A 24529-nucleotide genomic window follows, 5' to 3' on the forward strand; every position below is an offset into this window, starting at 1 on the left:
CTAATCAGTTTATTTATTCAATATTATACTATTTTTGGGGATGAAGGGTAGGGAGAAATCTTGGCGGAGCTATTGTTACAAACAAGAGAAGTACCATTTCGAAAAGGGTTGCAGGCTGGTGTAAGTATTGCGATTGGTTATGCCCCCGTTGCACTTACTTTTGGCTTATTAGCAAAGACAGCAGGTTTATCTTTTATAGAGACCGTACTTATGAGTATGGTTGTTTTTGCAGGTGCATCACAATATATGGCACTTAGCTTAATTAGTTTAGGAACGAGTACTTTTGAAATTATTTTTACAACGTTTATTGTTAATATTCGCCATTTTCTGATGAGTACAGCGCTTAATGAAAAAGCAGAAGATGACAAACTAATGAAAAAGGCCCTCTATTCATTCGGCATTACAGATGAATCTTTTTCAGTTATTGCTACAAAAGACGGTGTGCAAAAAACTGGCTTTATTTTAGGTGTGAATATCATTGGGTATATGAGCTGGGTTACTTTTACGGCCCTTGGATACGTCGTTGGTGCAAACTTGCCACAAGTGTTACAAGAAAGCATGACAGTTGCGTTATATGCGATGTTTATTGGTCTACTTGTTCCTTCGATGAAAGGGAGTGCTAAGGTTGTTTACCTTGCTGCTATTGCTGCCGGATTAAACACTATTTTTACCTTTACAGGTGCACTTTCAACAGGATGGTCAATTGTTATAGCAACTTTAATTTCTTCCGTTCTTGTTGAGGTTATAGAAGGAATGAAGAGAGGGGATCGGCAAAATGAGCAATGAAGTACTTTGGTTAATTATTGGCATGGGTCTTGTTACATATCTTCCAAGGGTTGCCCCATTTTTACTTTTTAAAGGAAAGGAACTGCCTATATTTGTGCAATCTGTTTTAAAAAATGTTCCTTATGCGACACTAGGTGCTCTTATTTTTCCTGGGGTTTTGCTTATTGGAGAAAGCATCTGGTACGGCTTACTTGGTGCGGCGATTGCGTTTATCGTTGCTTATATTGGCGCGAATGTAGTCTTTGTTGTCCTTAGTGCTATTATTGTTTTGTCAGGTTACTCCTTATTCATCAGTTAGTTATTTCTTTCCTCCTTTTTGCAGTTCTAAATATGGAAAAGTATACTAAACTAAGTATGAAGGGTTGTACTTTTTTTCATTGAGATTAAAGGAGGGAACAAATTGGCAAGAAAAATTGGTCTTTATGGCATTCTTGGCTACTTTTTATATGGTTTATTCTTTTATTGGTATTTATTCCATTTTGCAAATACAGATTTACCGTTCGAGTATCAAGGTACAGTTGCTGATCCTGCCACTTTTTTAAATGGTAGAGAACTTGTATTAACTGAGGAATATTCGAAAATACGTAATTTACTATTTTTCTTGTCTACACCATTTGAATGGATATTTTATTTATCAATTCTTTTATTGGGCTTATCTGGTGCCTTTAAAAAATGGGCTGAGCAATCTTCTAAATTCAAATTTGTGCAAACGTCTATTTATGTTGCTTGGTTGTCACTTTTCGCCTTTATCGCTACGACACCACTCAGCTATATCAGTTATCATTTTTCAAAGCAGTACAATATTTCTACGCAAAGTTTTGCTAGCTGGATGAAAGATGAACTTATAGACTTTTGGGTGAACTTTGGCATGATGGTGCTTATCGTTTATGTATTATATCTGCTTATTAATAAAAGCAGGAAGCGGTGGTGGCTATATGCTTGGATGTTAACTGTTCCTTTTTCATTGTTTTTAATGTTCCTTCAACCAGTGGTCATTGATCCGTTATATAATGATTTCTATCCTTTAAAGAATAAGGAATTAGAGAGTAAAATATTGACGCTTGCTCATGAAGCAAACATCCCAGCTGACCATGTGTTTGAAGTCGATATGGCGGAGAAAACGAATGCTTTGAACGCTTATGTGACTGGTATTGGATCAAATTCCCGGATTGTTCTCTGGGATACAACTTTAAATAGATTAGATGATGACGGTATTTTATTTATTATGGCACATGAAATGGCGCACTATGTTGAGAAGCATATATATATTGGCATAGGCGGATATTTATTATTATCTTTAGTTGGATTGTATTTAACTTATCGCATAATGGAGTGGGCGGTAACGAAGTATGGAGATGCTTTGAAGATTCCAGCAGTAAATGATATCCGTTCCTTCCCATTATTTCTTATGATTATTTCCATGCTTTTGTTCATTTCTAGTCCGTTGTCCAATTTGGTTTCACGTTATCAAGAAACAAGAGCGGATCATTATGCAGTTGAATTAACAAAAGATCCAGAAGCGGGGATTGAAACTTTTCAAGAGCTTACCAAAGCTGGTCTTAGTCAAGTGAATCCACCATTACTTGTGAAGGTATTTCGCTATGGACATCCGACAATGTTGGATCGAATCATTGAATTAGAAGAATATCAAATAAAACATCGAGACGATGAATAGATAAAAAGAGGTACCATTTTATGCACACAGCCTTTTGCATTTGCAACAGGGGTGTGTATATTTTTTTCCTTTTTTCCCCTTCCTTACCTCCTAGTTATAATTTTAAAAATAAAAAATCCCCCATTGGTGGTGGAGGATAATAGGTTACGAGCCATATTCTTTTTGCAGTTGAATATATTCATTTGATAGTGTAATGAACATTTTTTTATTTTTGCAGTCTAATGCTTCATCTAATTTCACTTTTACAGCTTGCAGTTTTCTGTTTAGGATAGCGTCGCTAATGACCATGTCGACATATAAGTCTAAAACAAATGCTTCTTTTTTTCTTTTGCGTTTCATGGCGCTTGCTTTCATTAATTCGGCGTATGATTTTTCTTTCATAAAAATCACCCCAATGGCTTTTTATTAGTATATGTAAAGAATTGTATTTATTCAACTTATTTTTGAATTTTTAAAAAATTAAATATATTATTTTCAAATAAATTGTCAATTTAATAGGAAAAAAGACTGGTTATCATCTTCCCTTTCTGGTAAAATAGAGCTAATTTTAAAAATATTTAGTTTATTTTTCAAAAAAAGTAAAGGGGTGTACCGTTTTATGGCTGAGAAGGAAACGATGATTGAAGAGTATGAAATTAATACAGAAACAATGATGATTTTGCCAATTGAATATGGTAGTAAGATTTATTCTCATATTTATGAAATCGAAGGTGAAGCGGTTTCGCCTTTTAAACCGCTTGAAATTATTAAGAAAAGTTGTCGCTTCTTTGGTGCTAGCTATGAAGGTAGAAAAGAGGGGACAAGACAACTGACAGGTATTACACATAAAGCACCTATTACAATTGATCCCACTAATCTCATTTATTTTTTTCCAACAGCTTCTGCTACAAACCCCAACTGTATATGGATATCTAATGAGCATGTACTCCATTATCGTCCGCATGAGGGAGGACAAACAGAAGTAACTTTTAGAAATAGGCGTACGCATATTATCCCTGTTTCACATAACATATTTCAAAATCAAATTCTAAGAACCGTTCTGTTAAAAGATACGTTATCGAGCAGAATTGAAGAAACGGAACGAAAATCGCTTTACTTTCTAAAAAGAAAAAAAGCAGAGAAAGTTTCAGAAAACATTAACTTCCTTCGCAGATTATGATGGATATTATTTGCTAATTGGCGATGAAGTATAACGTTTGAATAAATAAAACTCCAGTAATTCATGGACTTTATTTCGTATACGAGGGTTAAAATAATTATGTTGCTCTTCATATCCTTTATAAAGAAACATGAACATTGTAAATGCTTCATCGCGCTTAATTTCTTGTACACTCAACTTTTCTTTATTCATATAGTGCTTCACGCTTCTTAATTCCTTCTGGATTACCCTCATTGTTTCATCAACTAAATTCACATAAGGTTGCTTCAACTTAAACGGACTTGCATCAATCACTTTTAAATCCCTATTAAGTATCGTAAGCACCATTGGCAAATAAATCGCTTGTTCCATAATATTCCGGTCTCGCTCAGGAATTCTTGTCATCGTAAATACTTCTCCTTTTTTTAGTATAGAACACTTGTTCTTATTATATTCTACTCTCATTAAAATATTCATGCAACTGTATCCATTTTTTGTTATTTGATTTTTAGCTTGAAAGAGCGGTATGAATTGCTCACAATAAAAGTGGATAAATAAAGGGGAATATTACTTACGTCACGAATAAAAGTGAGAAGAACCTATAGAGGAGTGAAGAGGATGAATGCAAAAAAACGAATCAAGCCGGAGGATCAATATCAACTAAAGTCGGTATCTGATCCACAATTAAGTAAGAATGGCTATGATTGTGTTTATATAGAAACGACCATGTGTGAAGAAGAAAATACATATAGCTCTCATTTGTTTTACATAAATACAAATCAACCTGCAGAAACGCAACAATTAACATACGGAAAAGGGAGAAACTTGGCACCAAGATGGTCACCAGATGGGTCACAAATCGCGTTTGTTTCTAATCGTAATCATGAGGTAAATCAAATATTTATGTTATCAATGAACGGAGGCGAAGCAAAACAACTGACAAATGAACCGAATGGTGCGACCAATCCTATATGGTCACCGGATGGTAAAAGAATTGCTTTTCAATCAACTGTAGAGAAAGAGAACCTTCCAGAAAAAAACAAGGATAAACCAGAGCCGGTTGAAATAGAAAGGATGAAATATAAGTCTGACGCCAAAGGTTTATGGTCTGGTGATTATCAACATATTGGAGTAATTGATATTGCTTCAGGAGAGCGTGAATGGCTTACAACAGGAGAGCAGGATTATTTTCTCCAATGCTGGTCTCCGGACAATCAATCTATTGCATTATTAGCCGATTTGGCAACAGATAAAGATCATTCCTTCAATAATGATGTATACATATTAGATGTTGAAAGTAAGCAGATGGAGAATATGACAAAAGGAGTTGCCAGCTTCTCTCATGTATCATGGTCCCCTGATGGCAAATGCTTAGGGCTAATTGGGTCGAAGTCGACCTATAGGAATGCTTCTTTGTCTAGGATATGGACATTAGATGTATCCACGGGAGAATTGACTTGTTTAACAGAAGAATGGGATGTACAAGTCGGTGATTATGTTGTTGCTGACTTCCATCAGTCTGCAAATGCTTCACAGATTTTATGGGCTGAGGATAGCTCGAGCTTCTATTTTCTAGCATCTGACCATGGCAATACAGTACTGTATTTTGGCACAGTTGAAGGAGCGATGTATCCGGCATTATTAGAAGAAAGGCATCATATTTATGGTGTTTCTACAGGAGGCACGATAGATAAAGCGATAGTAGCGATTAGCACACCTACTAATCCGGGAGATTTATACTTGTTGAACGTGACTAGTGGAGAAAAAACAAGACTGACAAATATTAATCAAGCTTTCTTTGAGGAAACGGCTGTTGCTGATGCAGAGGTCCTTCAATATCAATCGATAGATGGATGGGAATTACAAGGTTGGTTAATAAAGCCGATAAATCACGAGACAGGAGAGAAGTATCCTCTTATTGTAGAGATTCATGGTGGTCCACACATGATGTATGCCAATACATATGTCCATGAGTTTCAAGTGTTAGCCGCAGAGGGATATGCGGTGTTATATACAAATCCACGAGGCAGTCATGGATATGGACAAGCTTTTGTAGATGCTGTAAGAGGAGATTATGGTGGCAAAGATTATGAAGATATCATGGCTGCTGTCGATTATGTTCTCGAATATGATGAGGGAATTGACCGTGAGAGGTTAGGGGTAACAGGCGGTAGCTACGGTGGCTTTATGACAAATTGGATTGTCGGACATACAAATCGTTTTAAGGCAGCTGTTACTCAGCGCTCCATATCTAACTGGATTAGCTTTTATGGTGTAAGTGATATCGGCTATTATTTCACTGACTGGCAAATAAAAGGCCAGTTAAAGGATATAGAAAAATTATGGAAACATTCACCATTAGCATTTGTGGAGCAAGTAGAAACCCCACTATTAATTTTACATAGTGAAAATGATTTAAGATGCCCGATTGAACAAGCAGAGCAATTTTACATTGCATTAAAACACCATAACAAACAAGCGAAGTTTATTCGTTTTCCACAAGCTAATCACGAACTCTCTAGAAGTGGGCACCCCAACTTAAGAATGAAGAGACTTCATTATATAAAAAATTGGTTTAATGAATATGTTTAAAGATGCTTACCCCGGAAGTGTGATCACTTTCGGGGTATTTGGTAATATTTCGTAAGTGAAACTTTTTTCATGCTGTATCAGTCATATATAAAGGGACGAAAATATCTTTAAAAAGATGTAAAGATAATGAAGAAATGATTTAGAAAAAAGGCTGCAACGTGTATAATTCTAGTATATCTTTTAAAAGAGTTACTGTTCTGTTTATTCCAAAAGTAACAGTATCGGGATAATCTGATATTATTTACAAAAAGAAAGAAAAGAATAATAGGATGAAAGGATACATTTAAAATGAGAGCTGAAAGACATCAAGGAAAGAAGAAAAAGCGGAAATTTGGCAAAATAATAAGAAATTTATTTATCATATTCTTGCTTGTTGTTGTTGCAGTAGTAGGATATTCTTACTACCAATTTAAACAAGGTCTACAAACTTCTAAAGCAGATAATGATTCAAGTGTACCAGAGCAAGTATACGAATTTAATGGTGAAAAAGATCAATACGGTGGAACGAATATTTTACTCTTAGGTAGTGACTCAAGAGGAGAAGAAAATGCACGTGCAGATACAATTATGGTTGCACATTATCAACCTGATTCAGGCACTTATAAAATGATTTCTTTTATGCGCGATATGTATGTCGATATTCCAGGACATGGTCAAAATCGTATTAATGCTGCACTTGCTTATGGAGGACCAGAATTATTAAGGCAAACGATTAAAGAGAACTTTAACATCGACTCGCAATATTATGCGATTCTTGATTTTGAGGGGTTTGAAAAGGTCATTGATGTGGCTTTTCCAAACGGTGTAGAAATCAATGTAGAGAAAGAGATGTCTCAGAAAATCGGTGTAACATTAAAGCCGGGATTACAGAAATTGGATGGCGAACACCTTTTAGGATATGTCAGATTCAGAAATGACGCGGTTGGCGATTTCGGTCGAGTTGAAAGACAACAAAACGCGATTAAAGCAGTAATGAATCAATTTACTAGTTTAAATACGATAGCTAAACTACCTAAACTAGTAGGAGTTGTTACACCTTACGTCAATACCAATATGAAAACAAGTGACATCTTATATATGGGAAAAGATGTTTTAATGAATGGAAGCCCGCAAGTAGAGTCATTAAGAATTCCAGCAGATGGCACTTACCAAAATGTTAGAATTAGTGGAATGGCTGTTTTACAGGTTGATTTAGAAGCAAACAAACAAGAGTTACAACAATTTTTAACTAACTAAAAGAAGAATATCTATGTTTTTTCGAGCGAGAGAAGGAGAGTATGGATGGATTTAGAGAGTATCAGACAGTGGCTTACACTAGAAAATATATTAGCTCTAATTGAAGAATATCGTTCATTTGGCCCTCTTCCAGGAATTCTACTACCTTTAATAGAGGCATTTTTACCTTTTCTCCCGCTTTTTTTATTCGTGATGGCTAATGCGAATGCGTTCGGATTATGGGGCGGATTTTTATATTCTTGGATTGGCTCAGTTGCAGGAGCTTTGCTCGTTTTTTTTATCATTAGAAAATATGGCCAAGCGCGATTCTTAAGTGTAATTAAAAACCATGATAAAGTAAAAAAATTAATGGCATGGGTTGAAAAGCATGGTTTTGCACCGTTATTTTTATTACTATGCTTCCCTTTTACACCATCTGCTATTGTAAATATTGTGGCTGGCTTATCGAGAATAAGTATTGCCCAATACGCATTGGCAGTCATAGCAGGAAAAATGGTAATGATTTTTACAATGAGTTTCGTCGGGCATGATATTGCATCACTGATTACAAAACCGACGAGAACGGCCATCGTCATCCTCATCATTGCTATTCTTTGGTATGTAGGTAAAAGAATAGAAATTAAATTAAATACAAGTGTAGAAAAACCGAAAAAATAGATAGGTTAGAGGAAAGCCCGGCAGATGTTTGCTGGGTTTTTTTATTTTTGAATAAGAACAGAAAAATAATAGAGCACATGCATCGATCATTCAACAAAGTTAAGGACCAAGTAGAATTCCCTGTATTTACTTTAAACTCAAAAAGGAGAAAAATGTGAGAGATGTGCTAAAATAGGAACAAAGATTCTATAGGTCGATTCACATTGAAAGTGAAGGTGAAAATACATGACAGTAAAGATGTTAATTGGTCGGTCTCAGACAGGAAAAACCGAGAAGATGGTCGGTGAGATAAAGCAACTTATGAAAGAAAATCCTGAAGGCTCACCAATTATTTATATTGTTCCAGAACAGATGACGTTTCAATCTGAATATAAATTAGCTAGTTCTAAAGGTTTAGGAGGAATGATTAGAACACAAGTTTTTTCTATCACGAGATTAGCATGGCGAGTTCTGCAAGAGACCGGTGGAATAAGCCGTTATCATTTAAGTAGTATTGGTACAAACATGCTCATTCGCAAGATTATTGAGGAACAGAAGGATGAGCTGAAAATTTTTCAAAATGCAGCTGATAAAAATGGGTTTATCCAGCAGATGGAAAGCATGTTAACAGAGTTTAAACGCTATTGTGTGAACCCTACTGAATTAGAAATGCGAATAGCGCAATTACAACAGAATGATCATGAGAAAAAAGTATTAGCAGAGAAACTGCATGATTTAGAATTGATTTATTCGAAGTTTGAAGCCGGTATATTGGATAAATACTTAGACTCGGAAGACTATTTGCAATTACTTGCTGAAAAAGCAAATGAATCGGTTTATTTGCAAAAGGCAACAGTTTATATCGACGGTTTCCATAGTTTTACACCACAGGAATACCGCGTTATTGAAGCACTTATCCGTCATTGTCCAAATATGACAATTGCCCTAACGCTAGATCAGCCGTTTGATAACGAACCACCAGATGCCCTCCATTTATTTAGGCAAACAGGTGAGACGTATCAAACAATTCTAGAGATAGCTAAGCAACAAAATCAACAAGTCGAATATGAGTTACTTTCTCAAGTTTCGACAAACAAGCATGAATCATTGAGACATTTTGAAGCCAATTTTGAAGTGCGTCCGACTATCCCATTTAGTGGGGAGGCACGGGTCATGATTGCCCATGCAATGAATCGCAGAGCAGAAATTGAGGGGATTGCCCGGAAGGTTCGTGCCCTTGTTCGTGATGAAGGGTTAAGGTATAAAGATATAACTGTACTTATGAGAAACGGTCATGAATATCATGATTTAATTACAACCGTGTTTAATGATTATGAGATTCCTTTATTTATTGATAGAAAGAAGTCCATGTTACATCATCCTGTTGTCGAGTTTATTCGTTCCAGTTTAGAGGTGTTAATGAGTAATTGGCGATATGAACCTGTTTTCCGTACGATAAAAACTGAAATGCTTTTTCCACTTAACTATTCGTCTCCATTATTACGTGAGAAGATGGACCGGTTAGAAAATTATGTTTTATCTTATGGCATACAAGGTAGTAAATGGACAAAGAAAGAGCGCTGGACATATCGGAGAATTCGTGGCCTTGAGATGACAAATACAGGGCAAACAGATGCAGAAAGAGACATAGAAGAAGAAGTCAATCAATTAAGAGATATCGTAGCTGCACCACTATTGAGACTTTCAAGGCGAATGAAGAAAGCGGAAACGGGCAGGGAATACGCAGAAGCCCTTTATTTATATTTAGAAGAAACAGATATCCCAGCCAAAATAGAAAAACTTCAAATAGAGACGGAAGAAAGAGGAGAGCTTGTTAGATCTAGAGAGCATAACCAAGCATGGAATGCAGTGGTTGAGCTATTGGATGAATATGTAGAAATGCTTGGTAGTGAGCAGATGACGACAGAGCGCTTTGCGACCATATTAGATGCAGGTATTGAAGCACTACAATTTAGTATTGTGCCACCTGCAATGGACCAGGTAATTGCTGCTGATATGGAAAGATCACGAGTGGCTGATATGAAAGCTGCCTTTATTATTGGCTTAAATGAAGGGGTTCTACCAGCAAAGTTTCCAGAAGAAGGTGTATTAGCAGATGATGATCGCGAGCAGTTATTGTCACTAGGAATGAAAGTAGCTCCTTCAACGAAAACGAGATTGTTAGATGAAGAGTTTTTGGCGTATAAGGCATTTGTCACACCGTCAGATTATTTATTTGTTAGCTATCCAATGGCAAACGAAGAAGGAAAGGCACTCATTCCCTCTCCATTTATAAAGAGAATACAAGATCAATTTGTACAAATAAAAGAAGAGTATTTGATGTCAGATCCAGCAGAACTAAATGAAGAAGGACAAATAGACTATATCAGTCATATTAATACAGCATTAACGTTTTTAACATCACAATTACAATTACAGAAACGTAATTATGCCATTTATGACATGTGGTGGGATACGTATAATATTTATTTACAGAAATCAGGCTGGCAAGATATCACAAACAAGGTTTTAGCAAGTTTACATTATGAGAATAGGACAGAACCACTAGATGAAGAGATTAGTAAAGCATTGTATGGTGAAACGATTCGTGCAAGTGTATCAAGAATGGAACTCTTTCATAGCTGTCCGTTCTCACATTATGCCCAATATGGTTTGCGTTTGAGAGAACGGCAAGTCTTTCGATTAGAGGCACCTGATATTGGTGAATTATTTCACGCCGCCCTAAAATATATAACCGAAACGGTTATGCATAAGGACTTGCAATGGTCAGATATGACAAGGGAACAATGCGAATTACTTGCAAAAGAAGCAGTTGAACTACTTGCACCTAAATTACAGCATGAAATTCTCTTAAGCTCTAATCGATACTTCTATATTAAGCGAAAACTGGAGCAAATCATTAGCCGTGCATCCTTTATTATGGGAGAACATGCAAAAGCCAGTGGATTCACACCCGTCGGTTTAGAGATGAGCTTTGGACCTTCTGGTGATTGGCCATCTCTATCTTTTCCATTGAAAAATGGCAGTATGATGGAACTAGTGGGACGCATTGATCGTGTTGATCAAGCGAAAGGTGAGAAGACAGGATCGTATTTACGAATTATTGATTATAAGTCAAGTGAGAAAGATGTGAATATTAACGAGGTCTATTACGGATTATCGTTACAAATGTTAACCTATTTGGATATTGTCATTGCCCATTCAGAGGAACTCATCGGTATGAAAGCTGATCCAGCGGGTGTTCTGTATTTTCATGTTCATAATCCAATGATTAACTCAAGCAAAATGCTTGGTTTAGACGAGATAGAAAAAGAGATCTTGAAAAAGTTCAAAATGAAGGGATTATTATTAGGAGAAGAAAATGTTGTACGTTTGATGGACAAGTCATTAACAACAGGCGATTCGCCGATTATTTCTGCTGGCTTTAATAAAGATGGGACGCTATCAAAGCGATCCAAGGTTGCTGATAAAGCGGAATTTAATTACTTGCGACAATTCGTGAGAAGTAAATATATTAAAACGGGTAACCAAATGACAGGTGGTCAAGTGGAGATATCACCATATAAATTGAAAGAACGGACGCCATGTACATTTTGCTCTTTTAAATCCATCTGTCAATTTGATGAGTCATTAGAAACGAATACATTTAGAATATTAGATGAAAAACCGAGAGATGAAGTGCTAACTCGGATAAGAGAGGAGGCAGAAAAGGATGCCTAAATCTATCATTCCACCAAAGCCTGAGAATCTTACTTGGACAGATGATCAGTGGAAAGCGATCCATGCGACAAATCAAGATATTCTCGTAGCGGCAGCAGCAGGATCGGGGAAAACCGCTGTACTAGTTGAAAGAATCATTACCAAAATATTAAACACTGACAATCCCATGAATGTCGATGAGCTTCTTGTTGTCACATTTACTAATGCTTCAGCAGCAGAAATGCGTCATAGAATAGGAGAAGCGCTAGAGAAGGCAATTCAAGCGGACCCACATTCCTATCATTTACGTAAACAATTAACTTTGCTCAATAAAGCATCCATCTCAACGTTGCATTCTTTCTGCTTAGAGGTAATAAAGAAATATTATTATTTAATCAATATAGACCCAGGATTTAGAATTGCAGATGAAACAGAGGCTCAATTATTACGAGATGAAGTTTTAGATGATTTATTTGAAGAAGCTTATGGTAAAGAAGATAACGAAGTATTTTATCACTTAGTGGATACGTTCACAAACGATCGTAGTGATGTGGCGCTTCAAGATATGATTAGACAAATCTATGATTTTGCTCGAGCAAATCCGTCAATGGATGATTATTTGGACAAGATGATTGAGATGTACAATGTGACTCCTACTGCAAATATGGACGATATTCCATTTGTTGGTTATCTCCTCTCGGATGTTCACCTGCAATTACAAGGTGTGAGAAGTTTATTAGTCCACGGCCTTGAGTTAACAAAGCAACCTGGGGGACCAGCGCCAAGAGCGGACAACTTTGTAGCAGATATCCAACTAGTCGATATCTTAATTCAGGCGGCTGAGCAATCTTGGGAGACATTGTATGAGGCAATGCAGTCTTATAAATTTAAAACATTAAAGGCTTGTAAAGGGGAAGAGTTTGAGCCAGAACTAATAGAAGAGTCGAAAAAAGTGCGAGATCAAGCGAAAGATGTCTTGAAGAAACTGAAAGAAGAGCTTTTTAGCAGGAAAGCAGAATCTTTTCTAAGTGATATGTTAGAAATGAAGCCACATATTGCAGGATTAGCACAATTAGTAAAAGCATTTGCAGAGAGGTTTGCAGCAGTTAAAACAGAAAAAGGATTAGTAGACTTCGCTGATTTAGAGCATTATTGTTTGGATATTCTTGGGGTTGTTGATCAATCTAATCAATTCATTCCTACAGACGCTGCCCTTGCCTATAAAAAACAATTTAAAGAAGTGCTAGTCGATGAGTATCAAGATACGAATATGGTACAAGAGGCGATTCTTCAACTAGTCACAAATGATAATGAGTTAAACGGAAACCTCTTTATGGTTGGAGATGTAAAACAATCGATTTATCGTTTCCGTTTAGCAGAACCGAACTTATTTTTAAACAAATATAATTGGTTCACGACTGACGGTGAATCAACAGGTTTGCGCATTGATCTGGCGCGGAATTTCCGCAGTAGAAAAGAAGTCCTACATGGTACCAATTTTATCTTTAAGCAAATTATGGGAGAAAATGTAGGGGAGATTGTTTATGATGAAGCAGCTGAACTTGTTCCTGGTGCTGCTTATCCTGAAGAAGTGACGCATCCGATTGAGTTAACGATGATTGATCTTGAAGATGAAGATCATACGGAACAACCTGATTCGTTTGAGGAAGAAGAACTCGCGCAATCACAGTTAGAAGCAAGACTCATAGCAAAGAAAATAAAAGAATTAATGGCTAGCCATAAACAAGTGTATAATGCAAAGCTTAAGCAAGAGCAACCGATGAAGTATCGGGATGTTGTGATTTTATTGCGTTCAATGACGTGGGCACCACAAATGATAGAGGAATTAAGACAGCAAGGGATTCCTGTTTATGCTGATCTTTCACAAGGCTATTTTGATGCAACGGAAGTTTCCATTATGATGTCACTCTTAAAAGTGATAGATAATCCATATCAAGATATTCCATTAGCCGCTGTATTACGTTCACCAATTGTTGGTCTAACAGAGAATCAATTGGCGACCATAAGAGTTCCTCATCAAACTGGTGCTTATTATGAAGCGGTTCAACAATTTTGTTCTGAAGTTCAAACAGGGGCTAAGGTTGCCATTTATGATAAGCTAAAGCCGTTTTTATTGCAGTTAGAAAATTGGCGACAAAAAGCCAGACAAGGTGCTTTATCTGATTTGATTTGGCAATTATATAGAGAAACACGATTTTATGATTTTGCAGGTGGTATGCCTGGTGGAAAACAACGCCAAGCTAATTTGCGGGCCTTATATGATCGGGCAAGACAATATGAAGCTACATCATTTAGAGGATTGTTTAGATTTTTGCGCTTTATTGAAAGAATGAGAGAAAGAGGAGACGATTTAGGGGCTGCCCGTGCCTTAGGAGAACAGGAAGATGTAGTACGTATCATGACTATTCATAAAAGTAAAGGGTTAGAGTTTCCTTTTGTCTTTATGCCAGGGCTAGCACGAAACTTTAATACGATGGATTTGAAGAAGTCTTTCTTGCTAGATAAGGATCTGGGGTTAGCATATAAATATGTGAATGCAAATAAACGGATTTCTCTTGCTTCGTTACCGCAGCTTGCCTTCAAACGTAAGAAAAAAATGGAGATGCTTGCTGAAGAAATGCGAGTGCTCTATGTTGCTTTGACAAGAGCGAAGGAAAAGCTTTTCTTGATTGCTTCACCGAAAAATATGGCTAAGAAGTTGAAGGATTGGCAAAGAGTGTCGAGGAAATCAGACTGGCTACTTGATGATTTTACTCGTGCTCAAAGTACAAGCTATTTAGACTGGATCGCACCTGCTATCATCCGACATCAAGATAGCGCAACTTTAGATACTAGTTTGAACCCGGTAATAGCAGCAATTCATAAGCATCCATCTAGTTGGGAAGTTCAAATTGTTGCAAAAGAAGAAGCAAAGGCGATGATTGATGAAAATCAAGTTGAATCTGACCTTCTCTTAGAAAAAGTACAGCAGGGAGAAAGAGTCGATAAAGAATCTCGTTATTATGAAACGATTAAGCATCGTCTAGAATGGTCATATCCTTATCAATCAGCAATGAAATCAAGATCGAAACAGTCAGTTTCTGAAATAAAAAGGCAAAAAGAAATCTTTTCTCAAGAAGAAAGTGGACAAGAATTAGTTAAAGGGTTTAAAAAGCCAATTTTAAATCGACCGTTATTCATGCAAGAAAAGTCCATTACACCTGCTGAAAGAGGAACGGCCTTGCATACAGTGATGCAACACTTGGACTTACATGATCCAGCAGATGAAAAGCATATAATGGAAAAAGTAGAACATTTAGTGAAAAAAGAACTGTTAACAGCTGAGCAAGCTACGGTCGTTGACCCAGCTTTGATTGTTGACTTCCTTGAAAGTGAGCTAGCTGAGCGTATGAGAAAAGCAACGACTTTGCAAAGAGAAGTACCGTTTAACCTTGCTTTGCCAGCTAGTGAAGTTTACTCCCATTGGGATCAAGCAGAAGATACGGTATTAGTACAAGGAATTATTGATTGTTTGTTTGAGGATCATAAGGGTCTTGTTATCGTGGATTACAAATCAGATCGCATTACCGATCGTGTTAGAGGCGGAATGGATGAGGCAGCGCCGATTTTAATTGATAGATACCGAGTTCAAATTGATTTATATACGAAAGCGGTCGAACAGATTACAAAAAGGAAAGTCGCACAAAAGTACCTTTATTTCTTTGATGGCGGTTATTTTTTGCAAATATAAAAAGAGGGCAGTTGCCCTCTTTTTAGTGTATTCTTATAAGTTGCCTACAGTTGGTTGATCCAATAAGTTTGCATCTAATACATTACTTGCACTGAGCCCATTGTTTGTCATTATAAATCCACCAGTGTTCAAAGTTCCAGAGCCAGTAGTAGATTTAGAGTTACTTTTTGGTGATATATAAAGTGAATCGCCGAATTGAACAATACCACCTGAAACATTGATTATCTGGACAGGGCCGATAATTGCCGGCATAATAAACACCCTTTATTCTTCGTTTTTCACAAATTGTCTAAAATGTTTCACACGAGATTCCATACTAATATCTTTCGTATTGCCAATATGAAGGACTGCGCTTGATGAAACGCCTAAAATATCTATATTCTTAACTTTAATAATGGGTTTATGTTGAATATAGTGAGTTTGGATATTTTCAGTTATTTTCGGAATAACTAATTCTTCTCTATAGATGTCATAAACGTTGTAATTACCTTCTTTACCATAAAAGATTTCAGCGTCTCGCTGCAGTGCCAATGCCCGGGAATAACCTTGGATATAAGAAGTATCACCGATTTCGAAAATGGAGGAGAAGCCAAATGTGTCCACCTTAATCTGGTCTACAACTGATGTTCTTTTAAACATGTAATTACTCCGGTGTTAGTGGTACAAAGGGACCGATAATTAGTGATTCAGGTGGTGTATCAAAGGTAGAGGCAAGCTGTATCGTTTCCGCATCCCCGACAATAAATATGGATGAACTCGACACACCAATTATGCGCACATCTCCCACACAGAGCTCGCGGTTATATACTTGGAAATTCATTCTTTTTTCATCTCCTTCATATTCTCCGGTAAATGACTAAGGAAGGCATAAACACCATTTCGTATTTCCGTTTTTAATGTTTCAATCACTTTTGTTTTCTCTTCCTGGCTGTCTAGATTACGATTAGACTGCTGTTTCAAATAGTAGTCTACACGACTAGAAAGCTGCTTTTTAATATCCTCTTTAATAAATTCTACATAGGAGCTATCATTTGGCATTTTTAAGTTTGCTTCTGCTTCTTCAACAATTTGTGGGAGCTCCCCTTCTATAAAAGTTAATAATGCTGTTTCTATTTCCATATTTCTTTTAAACAATTTTTTGGGAGAATAAGGTGTTTGTAATTCTTTTTGATCGACAGAGAAATCATCAATATCTTGCAAATCTGATGGATTTAAGCCAATGTTTAATGTCCCTTCCAATGTCTCTACTTTTAACTGGTCAAATTTATATTCGATCCGGTCGATATGAATAGGCTGGCGATCATTTTGTGCCATTTCTTCCTTCATTTTTTTCATTGAAGATTCAAGCTTTTGAATCCGCTGTTCTTGCATTTGTACATAAGCTTGTAATTGTTGTAAATACGTGTAAAGATCTTGACTCATCCTAAAATCGCCGCCTCTCAAATCATTTTATGGTTTCGATGGAGCAGTTAAGGGAACGAGTGGTGTCCCCACTGTTGTTCCTGGGGCAATTGGCGTTTCTTCATATTCAGGTGCAGGTTCGGTAAACCCTCCCGTATTATACAAGTGGGAGGCTGGTTTAATAATACCTGCACTGCCAATTTGAAATACGGAAGAGTTTGAGACCCCGCCGATTTTAATTAGCTGAATAGAAATAGATTGTTGAATATAATAATTATTCATCGCTCATCACCTTAAAGTTATGCATTAAAGTAGTTACCTTGGTCAACGCTATCGTTATCATATGTGTTGGTTGTGCTATTGTAGTTAACGACATCTAATCCATCCCCTGTATTAAAAGAACCGGCACCAGAAAACGTTTTGGCATTAGAGAGGGGCATTACTTTATAAATATCACCAATGTTAAAAACGGAACTACTTCCTATAGAAATCACTTGAACAGCTCCAACAATTGCTGGCATATCAACACCCTTTGCGTACACTGAAGTTTTGAAAACGGGCGAATGCCCTAATTATCTATTTATCATTATCCTATGTGCCTAGTGTAATAGTGTGAAGAAACTTTATGATTAAGGGTGAAAAATATAGATGTCAGACTGTTGAAATGCTAAAATAATTATAATCAGAAAATTTTAATTATTTTAGGAGTGATTTACCGTGAAGGTACCGTTAATATTAACTGAATTTCTAGATCGTGCGGTAAGGTTATATGGAGATAAAGAAGCAATATATGGTGATACGCTCACACTTACATATAATCAATTGAATAAAAGGGTGAATCAATTATCACATGGTCTGCAAAGCATTGGTGTACAAAAGGGAGACCGCGTCGCTTATTTAGCGCCAAATACTGTGGAAATGCTTGAAGGGTTTTATGGAGTATATCAATTAAATGCAATTATGGTTCCTCTTAATATCCGGCTACAACCAAATGATTACGTTTTCATATTAAATCATAGTGAATCAAAAGTACTTTTCGTTGATCAAGAACTGTATAGATTGATACAACCAATTAAAGATCAGTTAGTAACAGTAGAAACGATTATTGTTCATGATATGGATAGTGATACAACTGAAATTGGTTATGACAATTGGTTAGCATCTTTTCCTGAAGAAAGTTTTTGTAGAGAAGAAATAGACGAAGAGGATGTATGTTCTTTGTTATATACGAGTGGAACAACAGGAGACCCAAAAGGTGTGATGCTTACTCATCGTAACAACTACTTACATGCATTAAGTACGATGCATCATTTGCGAGTGAGTGATCAAGATACACTTATTCATGTACTGCCAATGTTTCATGTTAACGGCTGGGGTTCACCATTTTATTATACAGCGAATGGGGCAAAACAACTATGTCTGCGTAAAACGACACCAGAAGTCATCTTTCAAGCAATAGAGAAGTATAAAGTGTCTATCGTACATATGGCACCGACTGTATTGAATAGCTTAATGCAATACTATGATCAGCATCAAACGAAGTTCTCACATCCTATTCGCGTAGTGATTGCAGGTTCTGCGCCGCCGCCTGCGTTTGTTTCTAAAGTGGAAGCTGAGATGGGCTGGGACTTTATCCAAGTATATGGGATGACCGAATCTTCACCACTAAGCACGATATCACAAATCAGATCTCATATCCAAATAATTGAAAAAGAAACATATAGAATGAAGGCAAAAGCCGGTTATCAAATGATTGGTTCTCAAGTGAAAGTTGTTGATGAATATGGTGCAGAAGTTGCAAATAATAGCAAAGATATTGGCGAAGTGGTTGTACGTAGTCACGGGGTAATGAAAGGTTACTGGAAAAATGAAAAAGCAACAGCAGAAACGATTCGTAATGGCTGGCTACATACGGGGGATATGGGGACGGTTGATCAATATGGCAACATAGACATTGTGGATCGTAAGAAAGATATTATTATTTCCGGTGGTGAGAATATTTCTTCCATTGAAATTGAAGGTGTATTATACGAACATCCTGCAATTTTGGAAGCAGCTGTTATTGCCGTACCACATGAGAAATGGGGCGAAACCCCACATGCCTTTATTGTTTTAAAGGAAGGGATGGACGGGGTGAACGAAAAAGATATTATTGCTTTTACTCGTGAAAATATGGCTCATTTTAAAGCGATAACTAGCGTAACATTTACAAACGAACTACCAAAAACAGCTTCAGGAAAAATCCAAAAAATTCATTTGCGTAACGATTATTGGGCTACAAGCGGGAAAAACGGTAGATATGTTAATTGAACAATTTGTTTAAGCGAGAGCGCATGTTTTTTGGATTTATTTTAATAATGAGAAGTATGGGCATATCTTTTAAGACAAAGATATGCTTTTTTTCATATTCGGTAATGTACGTTAAGAAACTGCAAAAAAATAGTAAGAGAAAATGATTAAATTGATAGTAGAAAATATGCTATATTAAGGTAGTGTGTTGATGAATATTGGAATTAAAGGAAGAAATAGGTTAACTGTTTCGGGTGGCTCTCCTTTTATTCTCTAATTAGATTCTAATAGAAATAGTGATCAGTTAACAAATTACAGTCCGGCAGTTGGAATAGCCTGGGAAAAAGAGAAGGAGGTAAAAGCAACGACTTAGTTCAATTGTAAATTAATTTCTTAGGAGGAAGTTATGCAATCGCTTAACGAAAACAGAAGGATTCATTCCATCGATGCGATGAGGGGATTCGCTTTATTTGGTATTTTAATAGTCAATTTTTTATCTTTCCATTCACCATATACGCATATAAATCCGTTTAATTATTGGGATAAAGCAGGGGATAGTACGGTTTTTCCTATTATTGATGTATTTTTTCAAGCGAGTTTTTATCCGTTATTTTCTTTATTATTTGGCTATGGTGTCATGATTCTAAAAGAAAGGGCAGAGTTAAAAGGCGTTCATAGTCCATTATTACTCGCAAGAAGATTTCTATTTTTATTAATCATCGGTTTATGTCACGCATTATTCATTTGGCATGGAGATATTTTAGTTACCTATGCTATCGCAGGATTTGCTCTTATTTTATTCATAGAACTGTCAGGGAAACTGTTAATTTTACTTGGTCTACTCATTTATATTATTCCTAATCTACTCTTAGTAGGGGTATTATTTCTTACGTTATTCATAGAACCAGATCTTTCGGTAATGATGACGACATCTGTTGCTGACATTGTTCAGGTATATCAATCAGGCACATGGCTAGAAATCGTCCGCCAGAATATAGATGACTGGTTAATGAATAATAATTTGGCCACAATGCCCATTTTAATGATTAGTATTTTACCATTGTTTTTAATTGGAGCAGGGCTACGAAAGCTTCAAGTGGTTGAAAAACTTGAACAAAGACGGATGACAGCGTTCGTTCTCATGATTGTATTTCTTACTACTGGGTACCTTATTAAACTATTACCATATTTCATTAGTACTAATTTAGCAATGCAATATATACAAGATATCTTTGGGGGCCCATTGGTAGCGGTTGGGTATAGCCTACTCATCCTTGTGCTCGTTAATAGCAAGATAGGTATGATCACAAAACCTTTACAAACAATCGGGCGCTTGTCTATGACGAATTATTTAATGCAATCCATTGTAGCTACATGTTTATTTTACAGTTATGGATTTGGATTGTATGGCAATGTATCATTGCTGACAGGAACCATGATTGCCCTTATATTATACGTATGTCAAATTGTACTCAGCATGATATGGATGAAATATTTTGTATATGGCCCATTCGAATGGTGTTGGAGATGGTTCACTTATTGGCAAAAGCCGTCTACATTTAAAAAAATCCAAAAGTAAGAGTCATCTATTATTCACAATCATTTGCTAACATTTCAGTTAATTTACGCTATACTTATTTAAAAAGGGGTGTAGAGAGTGAAGTACATTACATATGAATACAATAATAAACAAGCTTACGGCGTACTTGTGAAAGATGAAAAAATGGTCTTACCTTTGCAGGAGGCTGCACAAAACAAAGGGGTACCTTTGCCAGAAGATTTAGTGGATGCCATCGGACATGAAAAATGGAGCGACACATTCATACAGGAATTAATAAGCGATGAAAGTGAATCTGCCCAGTTGATAGCCTTAGAAGACATTCAATTAAAAGCACCAATTCCAAGGCCGAAAAAGAATGTTTTCTGTGTAGGGAAAAACTATGCAGAACATGCAATTGAAATGGGAAGTGCAGCAGATATTCCTAAAGAAATGATTGTCTTTACGAAGTCACCTACAACAGTAGCTGCTCCAGACGAAGAAATCCCTCATTATCAACAACTAACAGAAATGTTAGATTATGAAGGAGAAGTAGGGGTTATTATCGGTAAAAAAGGCAAAGAGATAGAAGAAGCGGAAGCGTTAGATTATGTGTTTGGTTATACGATTATTAATGATATAACAGCAAGAGATATACAATCTAAACATAAGCAATACTTTTTAGGGAAAAGCCTGGATCAATCATGTCCGATAGGTCCGTGGATTGTTGGGAAAGAAGAGTTAACAAATCCTAATGATTTGCGTATTACGACTAAGGTCAATGGAGAAGTAAGACAAGATTCTCATACTTCAAAATTTATCTTTCCTATCGAGAAGGTTATTCACATCCTTTCAAAAGGGATGACGCTAGAACCAGGAGATATTATTGCCACAGGTACACCTGCTGGCGTTGGTAATGGCTTTAAACCACCACGTTTTCTAAAACCAGGTGATCATATTGAAATCACAGTTGAAGGTGTAGGACAGTTATCTAATACAATAATGAGTATTAATTAATCATTATTGTAAAGATTGATAGTAATCCTTAGGCTTTATCTATTGGATTATGGTATGATGTAAACGAATTATTCTCTAAGGATAAGAGAATAAGAAATTTAAGGGGGTTCTAATGTGACACATGCACATTTAACAACATGGATCGTTGCCTTTATTCTATTCTTTGTTGCCTTATCATTGCAGAAAAATGGCAAAGATAAAGTGGTACATATGATTCTAAGATTATTTTACTTATTAATCATTGCCACAGGTGTAGGTATGCTTTTCTCAATTAGTAATATTGATATTATGTATGTATTGAAAGCGCTTGTTGGCTTATGGATTATCTCTATGTGGGAAATGATCCTAATTCGTAATAAAAAGGGCAAAAAAACAACCATCTTATGGGTACAATTAATTGTCGCTTTTTTACTTGTCCTTTATTTAGGCTTAAGTTTGCCATTAGGATTCAAACCATTTATGTAGGTGAAAAGACTCTATTGAAAGCTGCTAAAACTAGCAGCTTTTTTCTTTTTTTGATGTCTTTATCTCGAATTTTATGGTATTTTTAATCTGATAGTACTATATTTATTTTCTTTTTTTTTTGGGTATTTACTACTATATAAGGCGAAGCTGCGCTATCTGACACAGGCTTTATTGTTTGAGGGTATGTTTAACCTTGTAAGGATAAGAACCTCCATATGATTGATTATGAAGTAAAAGATGTGGGCGGTTATTGAATTAAATGAGAATGAACCGATAAAAGATTTGTGAGTGTTAGAGGAAAGAGCTTTTTATGATCGTCAAAGATAATAAACGTCATTATAATGGTAAATCGAGGTTGGATTATAAAGTATCAAATGTTGACGAATGAAAGGTGGACATACACTCGCAGGAGGATACACGAAATGGCAGCTATACTATCAGGAATTGACAAAATGGACAAATGCAGCTTGAAAATCAGGTGCCATCGTTTATTTCAGTAACAAAGGAGGAGCCGATGATGGTCGATTCGTTTATTCAATTACCTGTCAATGATCGTAAACGAACAAAACAATTAATGATGGAGTGCCAAAACTTAAAGCAGTGCTATCATGTTTTGTTCCAAAATAACACAGAATCTATCTTTACTATTGATGGTGAGGATCGTTTTACAAGTGTCAATTCAGCTTTAGAGGAAAATTCGGGCTATACAGCAAAGGAGCTGATTGGTCTGCCATTTACTCGTTTATTTGATCATCGCCAACTTCCGATTATCAAAGCTTTTTTTGACCGTGCAAGAATGGGGGAAACACAGCAATTCCAAGCAGATATTATTGGGAAACTTGGTAAGAAAGACTTTTATGATATTAAACTCATCCCAGTTATTCGAGATGAAAAGGTAAGTTGTATATATGGAATTGCTAAAAATGTTACAGAACTAAAGAAGATCGAAAATAAATTAACCGAATTATCGTACTATGATCATTTAACTGGACTCCCAAATAAACATAGATTTACTGAACAATTAATCTCGTCAATGAAAAGGGCGAAAAAAAATCGACAATCTTTTGCTTTACTATCTATTGATATCGATCGTTTTAAATTGATTAACGAAAGTGTTGGATATTTAATAGGCGATCAAATCATTCAGCAACTGGCTAACCGTGTTAATCAGACATTACCAACAGATAGCTTTTTAGGCAGCTTTGGTGGGGACCGCTTTTTATGCTTATTACCTGAGAATTTACAGACAGAAGAAATAATGAGAATCACACAGACTTTGCTTGAGACCATCGATCGTCCCATTGTCATTCAACAACAAGAGATTCATGTCACAGCAAGTTTCGGCATTAGTTTATATCCAAATGATGGGATAGATTCCGAACAACTGATGAAAAATGCTGATATCGCGATGCATCTTTCTAAACAGAAAGGTGGCAATCAAGTAACTTTTTTTTCTGAAGAAATGAATGATGAAGTGTTAAAACGGTTCGAGATGGAAGGCTATTTAAGAAAAGCGTTAAAAAATAAACAGTTCACACTTCATTACCAGCCCCTCGTTTGTTTAGAAAGTGGAGAGCTTTTTGGTAGTGAAGCTTTGATTAGATGGTACCATCCGAAAATTGGAAATATCTCTCCGGCAAAATTTATACCTTTAGCAGAGGAGACAGGACTCATTAACGATATTGGTCGATGGGTATTAAATGAGGCATGTAAGCAGAATAAATTATGGCATGATCAAGGTTTTACCCATTTACAAATATCGGTTAATGTAGCTGCACGCCAATTTCAACAAAAGCATTTTTTAAAGGTTGTTAAAGATGCCTTGCAACAATCGGGCCTTCCACCGAAGTATTTAATTTTAGAATTAACAGAAAGTACGATGCTGAAAAATAAAAAACATAGTATTGCAGTTATGAAAGAGTTGCAAAGAATGGGCATTCAAGTATCGATTGATGATTTCGGTACAGGATATTCCTCATTAAGTTATTTGAAGGATTTGCCAATTGATACATTGAAAATTGATCGTTCTTTTATACATAATTTACGTATGAATACATCTGATGCTGCGATTGTGAAAGCGATCATTACGATGGGGAAAGGGTTGCAGTTAAAAGTGCTAGCAGAGGGTGTAGAAACAGAAGAGCAAATGAAAGTGCTGAAAAAACTGGATTGCCACTTTGCTCAAGGGTATTTTTTTCAAAAGCCATTAGTTAACCAGGAATTTGAAAAAGGGTTGCAGCAGCAATGATCATAACAATGGAAATGAGACTGTAGACGAGCTTGTAG

General features: G+C 36.2%; 22 protein-coding genes. 14 read left to right on the forward strand and 8 right to left on the reverse strand.

Annotated features, from left to right (window positions below; all coding sequences use genetic code 11):
* Positions 1–60 precede the first annotated feature (60 nt).
* The 3 genes from LG276_RS08335 (at position 61) to LG276_RS08345 (ending at position 2461) form a co-directional block, all read left to right on the forward strand.
* The gene (locus LG276_RS08335) at positions 61–786 is read left to right on the forward strand and encodes an AzlC family ABC transporter permease (protein WP_224937694.1); all 726 of its coding nucleotides are present in this window, start codon (positions 61–63) and stop codon (positions 784–786) included.
* Positions 776–1084 (forward strand): AzlD domain-containing protein, encoded by a 309-nt coding sequence (locus LG276_RS08340; protein WP_095369864.1) that lies wholly within the window; start codon positions 776–778, stop codon positions 1082–1084. Before LG276_RS08335 ends, LG276_RS08340 begins: the two co-directional genes overlap by 11 nt.
* A gap of 102 nt (positions 1085–1186) precedes the next feature.
* The gene (locus LG276_RS08345; protein ID WP_251161310.1) at positions 1187–2461 is read left to right on the forward strand and encodes a M48 family metallopeptidase; all 1275 of its coding nucleotides are present in this window, start codon (positions 1187–1189) and stop codon (positions 2459–2461) included.
* Between the two features lie 144 nt (positions 2462–2605).
* Here LG276_RS08345 and LG276_RS08350 read toward each other — a convergent pair whose 3' ends face one another.
* Positions 2606–2842, reverse strand: a complete 237-nt coding sequence (locus LG276_RS08350) for an IDEAL domain-containing protein (RefSeq protein ID WP_404294032.1) — start codon at positions 2840–2842, stop codon at positions 2606–2608.
* 217 nt (positions 2843–3059) lie between these two features.
* On the opposite strand from LG276_RS08350, the gene LG276_RS08355 reads away from it, so the two are divergent.
* Positions 3060–3620: a competence protein ComK gene (locus tag LG276_RS08355; RefSeq protein ID WP_095369861.1), complete on the forward strand. Its 561-nt coding sequence runs from the start codon at positions 3060–3062 to the stop codon at positions 3618–3620.
* A gap of 6 nt (positions 3621–3626) precedes the next feature.
* Here the strand turns inward: LG276_RS08355 and LG276_RS08360 are convergent, their stop codons facing one another.
* Complete coding sequence (locus tag LG276_RS08360; protein ID WP_224937697.1) at positions 3627–4004, reverse strand: hypothetical protein; 378 nt, start codon at positions 4002–4004, stop codon at positions 3627–3629.
* 213 nt (positions 4005–4217) lie between these two features.
* On the opposite strand from LG276_RS08360, the gene LG276_RS08365 reads away from it, so the two are divergent.
* The 5 genes from LG276_RS08365 (at position 4218) to addA (ending at position 15534) form a co-directional block, all read left to right on the forward strand.
* The gene (locus LG276_RS08365; RefSeq protein WP_404294035.1) at positions 4218–6191 is read left to right on the forward strand and encodes a prolyl oligopeptidase family serine peptidase; all 1974 of its coding nucleotides are present in this window, start codon (positions 4218–4220) and stop codon (positions 6189–6191) included.
* A 288-nt stretch (positions 6192–6479) separates the two neighbouring features.
* Positions 6480–7427 (forward strand): LCP family protein, encoded by a 948-nt coding sequence (locus tag LG276_RS08370; RefSeq protein WP_224937699.1) that lies wholly within the window; start codon positions 6480–6482, stop codon positions 7425–7427.
* Positions 7428–7472: 45 nt separating this feature from the next.
* The gene (locus LG276_RS08375; protein WP_224937700.1) at positions 7473–8084 is read left to right on the forward strand and encodes a TVP38/TMEM64 family protein; all 612 of its coding nucleotides are present in this window, start codon (positions 7473–7475) and stop codon (positions 8082–8084) included.
* Between the two features lie 225 nt (positions 8085–8309).
* Positions 8310–11804, forward strand: a complete 3495-nt coding sequence (gene addB, locus LG276_RS08380; RefSeq protein WP_404294038.1) for a helicase-exonuclease AddAB subunit AddB — start codon at positions 8310–8312, stop codon at positions 11802–11804.
* Positions 11797–15534, forward strand: coding sequence for a helicase-exonuclease AddAB subunit AddA (addA, locus tag LG276_RS08385; RefSeq protein ID WP_404294041.1), 3738 nt, complete (start codon positions 11797–11799; stop codon positions 15532–15534). Before addB ends, addA begins: the two co-directional genes overlap by 8 nt.
* 33 nt (positions 15535–15567) lie before the next feature.
* Here addA and LG276_RS08390 read toward each other — a convergent pair whose 3' ends face one another.
* Genes LG276_RS08390 through LG276_RS08415 form a run of 6 tightly spaced genes read right to left on the reverse strand, consistent with a single transcriptional unit; the run spans position 15568 to position 17456 of the window.
* On the reverse strand, positions 15568–15786 hold the full coding sequence (locus tag LG276_RS08390) for a spore germination protein (RefSeq protein ID WP_095369854.1): 219 nt from the start codon (positions 15784–15786) through the stop codon (positions 15568–15570).
* A 12-nt stretch (positions 15787–15798) separates the two neighbouring features.
* A complete protein-coding gene (locus tag LG276_RS08395; protein ID WP_224937703.1) occupies positions 15799–16173 on the reverse strand; it encodes a spore germination protein GerPE in 375 nt (124 codons plus the stop codon).
* Positions 16174–16177: 4 nt separating this feature from the next.
* Complete coding sequence (locus LG276_RS08400) at positions 16178–16354, reverse strand: spore gernimation protein GerPD (RefSeq protein WP_191814817.1); 177 nt, start codon at positions 16352–16354, stop codon at positions 16178–16180.
* The gene (gerPC, locus tag LG276_RS08405; protein WP_224937704.1) at positions 16351–16956 is read right to left on the reverse strand and encodes a spore germination protein GerPC; all 606 of its coding nucleotides are present in this window, start codon (positions 16954–16956) and stop codon (positions 16351–16353) included. The genes LG276_RS08400 and gerPC overlap by 4 nt, the downstream gene beginning before the upstream one ends.
* 27 nt (positions 16957–16983) lie before the next feature.
* Positions 16984–17217 (reverse strand): spore germination protein GerPB, encoded by a 234-nt coding sequence (locus LG276_RS08410; protein ID WP_224937705.1) that lies wholly within the window; start codon positions 17215–17217, stop codon positions 16984–16986.
* 17 nt (positions 17218–17234) lie between these two features.
* Complete coding sequence (locus LG276_RS08415) at positions 17235–17456, reverse strand: spore germination protein (RefSeq protein WP_095369849.1); 222 nt, start codon at positions 17454–17456, stop codon at positions 17235–17237.
* Positions 17457–17652: 196 nt separating this feature from the next.
* Here LG276_RS08415 and LG276_RS08420 point away from each other — a divergent pair, with 196 nt between their 5' ends.
* The 5 genes from LG276_RS08420 to LG276_RS08440 all read left to right on the forward strand — a co-directional run bounded on the left by LG276_RS08420 (position 17653) and on the right by LG276_RS08440 (position 24491).
* Positions 17653–19245 (forward strand): long-chain-fatty-acid--CoA ligase, encoded by a 1593-nt coding sequence (locus LG276_RS08420; RefSeq protein ID WP_404294043.1) that lies wholly within the window; start codon positions 17653–17655, stop codon positions 19243–19245.
* Between the two features lie 385 nt (positions 19246–19630).
* Positions 19631–20803, forward strand: a complete 1173-nt coding sequence (locus LG276_RS08425; protein WP_404294045.1) for a DUF418 domain-containing protein — start codon at positions 19631–19633, stop codon at positions 20801–20803.
* A gap of 78 nt (positions 20804–20881) precedes the next feature.
* Complete coding sequence (locus LG276_RS08430) at positions 20882–21778, forward strand: fumarylacetoacetate hydrolase family protein (RefSeq protein WP_281202603.1); 897 nt, start codon at positions 20882–20884, stop codon at positions 21776–21778.
* Positions 21779–21892: 114 nt separating this feature from the next.
* Positions 21893–22243, forward strand: a complete 351-nt coding sequence (locus tag LG276_RS08435) for a YisL family protein (protein WP_224937709.1) — start codon at positions 21893–21895, stop codon at positions 22241–22243.
* A 517-nt stretch (positions 22244–22760) separates the two neighbouring features.
* On the forward strand, positions 22761–24491 hold the full coding sequence (locus tag LG276_RS08440; RefSeq protein WP_404294048.1) for a putative bifunctional diguanylate cyclase/phosphodiesterase: 1731 nt from the start codon (positions 22761–22763) through the stop codon (positions 24489–24491).
* The last annotated feature ends 38 nt before the right edge of the window (positions 24492–24529 follow it).

Origin of the sequence: Cytobacillus kochii (assembly GCF_044790165.1) — a bacterium.
GTDB lineage: Bacteria > Bacillota > Bacilli > Bacillales > Cytobacillaceae > Cytobacillus > Cytobacillus kochii.

What these genes read in the sequence shown, in the direction of transcription:
- LG276_RS08340 (WP_095369864.1), top strand. Translation starts at nt 776, where the DNA reads ATGAGCAATGAAGTACTTTGGTTAATTATTGGCATGGGTCTTGTTACA.
- LG276_RS08350 (WP_404294032.1), bottom strand. Translation starts at nt 2,842, where the DNA reads ATGAAAGAAAAATCATACGCCGAATTAATGAAAGCAAGCGCCATGAAA.
- LG276_RS08355 (WP_095369861.1), top strand. Translation starts at nt 3,060, where the DNA reads ATGGCTGAGAAGGAAACGATGATTGAAGAGTATGAAATTAATACAGAA.
- LG276_RS08360 (WP_224937697.1), bottom strand. Translation starts at nt 4,004, where the DNA reads ATGACAAGAATTCCTGAGCGAGACCGGAATATTATGGAACAAGCGATT.
- LG276_RS08365 (WP_404294035.1), top strand. Translation starts at nt 4,218, where the DNA reads ATGAATGCAAAAAAACGAATCAAGCCGGAGGATCAATATCAACTAAAG.
- LG276_RS08370 (WP_224937699.1), top strand. Translation starts at nt 6,480, where the DNA reads ATGAGAGCTGAAAGACATCAAGGAAAGAAGAAAAAGCGGAAATTTGGC.
- LG276_RS08375 (WP_224937700.1), top strand. Translation starts at nt 7,473, where the DNA reads ATGGATTTAGAGAGTATCAGACAGTGGCTTACACTAGAAAATATATTA.
- addB (WP_404294038.1), top strand. Translation starts at nt 8,310, where the DNA reads ATGACAGTAAAGATGTTAATTGGTCGGTCTCAGACAGGAAAAACCGAG.
- addA (WP_404294041.1), top strand. Translation starts at nt 11,797, where the DNA reads ATGCCTAAATCTATCATTCCACCAAAGCCTGAGAATCTTACTTGGACA.
- LG276_RS08390 (WP_095369854.1), bottom strand. Translation starts at nt 15,786, where the DNA reads ATGCCGGCAATTATCGGCCCTGTCCAGATAATCAATGTTTCAGGTGGT.
- LG276_RS08395 (WP_224937703.1), bottom strand. Translation starts at nt 16,173, where the DNA reads ATGTTTAAAAGAACATCAGTTGTAGACCAGATTAAGGTGGACACATTT.
- LG276_RS08400 (WP_191814817.1), bottom strand. Translation starts at nt 16,354, where the DNA reads ATGAATTTCCAAGTATATAACCGCGAGCTCTGTGTGGGAGATGTGCGC.
- gerPC (WP_224937704.1), bottom strand. Translation starts at nt 16,956, where the DNA reads ATGAGTCAAGATCTTTACACGTATTTACAACAATTACAAGCTTATGTA.
- LG276_RS08410 (WP_224937705.1), bottom strand. Translation starts at nt 17,217, where the DNA reads ATGAATAATTATTATATTCAACAATCTATTTCTATTCAGCTAATTAAA.
- LG276_RS08415 (WP_095369849.1), bottom strand. Translation starts at nt 17,456, where the DNA reads ATGCCAGCAATTGTTGGAGCTGTTCAAGTGATTTCTATAGGAAGTAGT.
- LG276_RS08425 (WP_404294045.1), top strand. Translation starts at nt 19,631, where the DNA reads ATGCAATCGCTTAACGAAAACAGAAGGATTCATTCCATCGATGCGATG.
- LG276_RS08440 (WP_404294048.1), top strand. Translation starts at nt 22,761, where the DNA reads ATGGTCGATTCGTTTATTCAATTACCTGTCAATGATCGTAAACGAACA.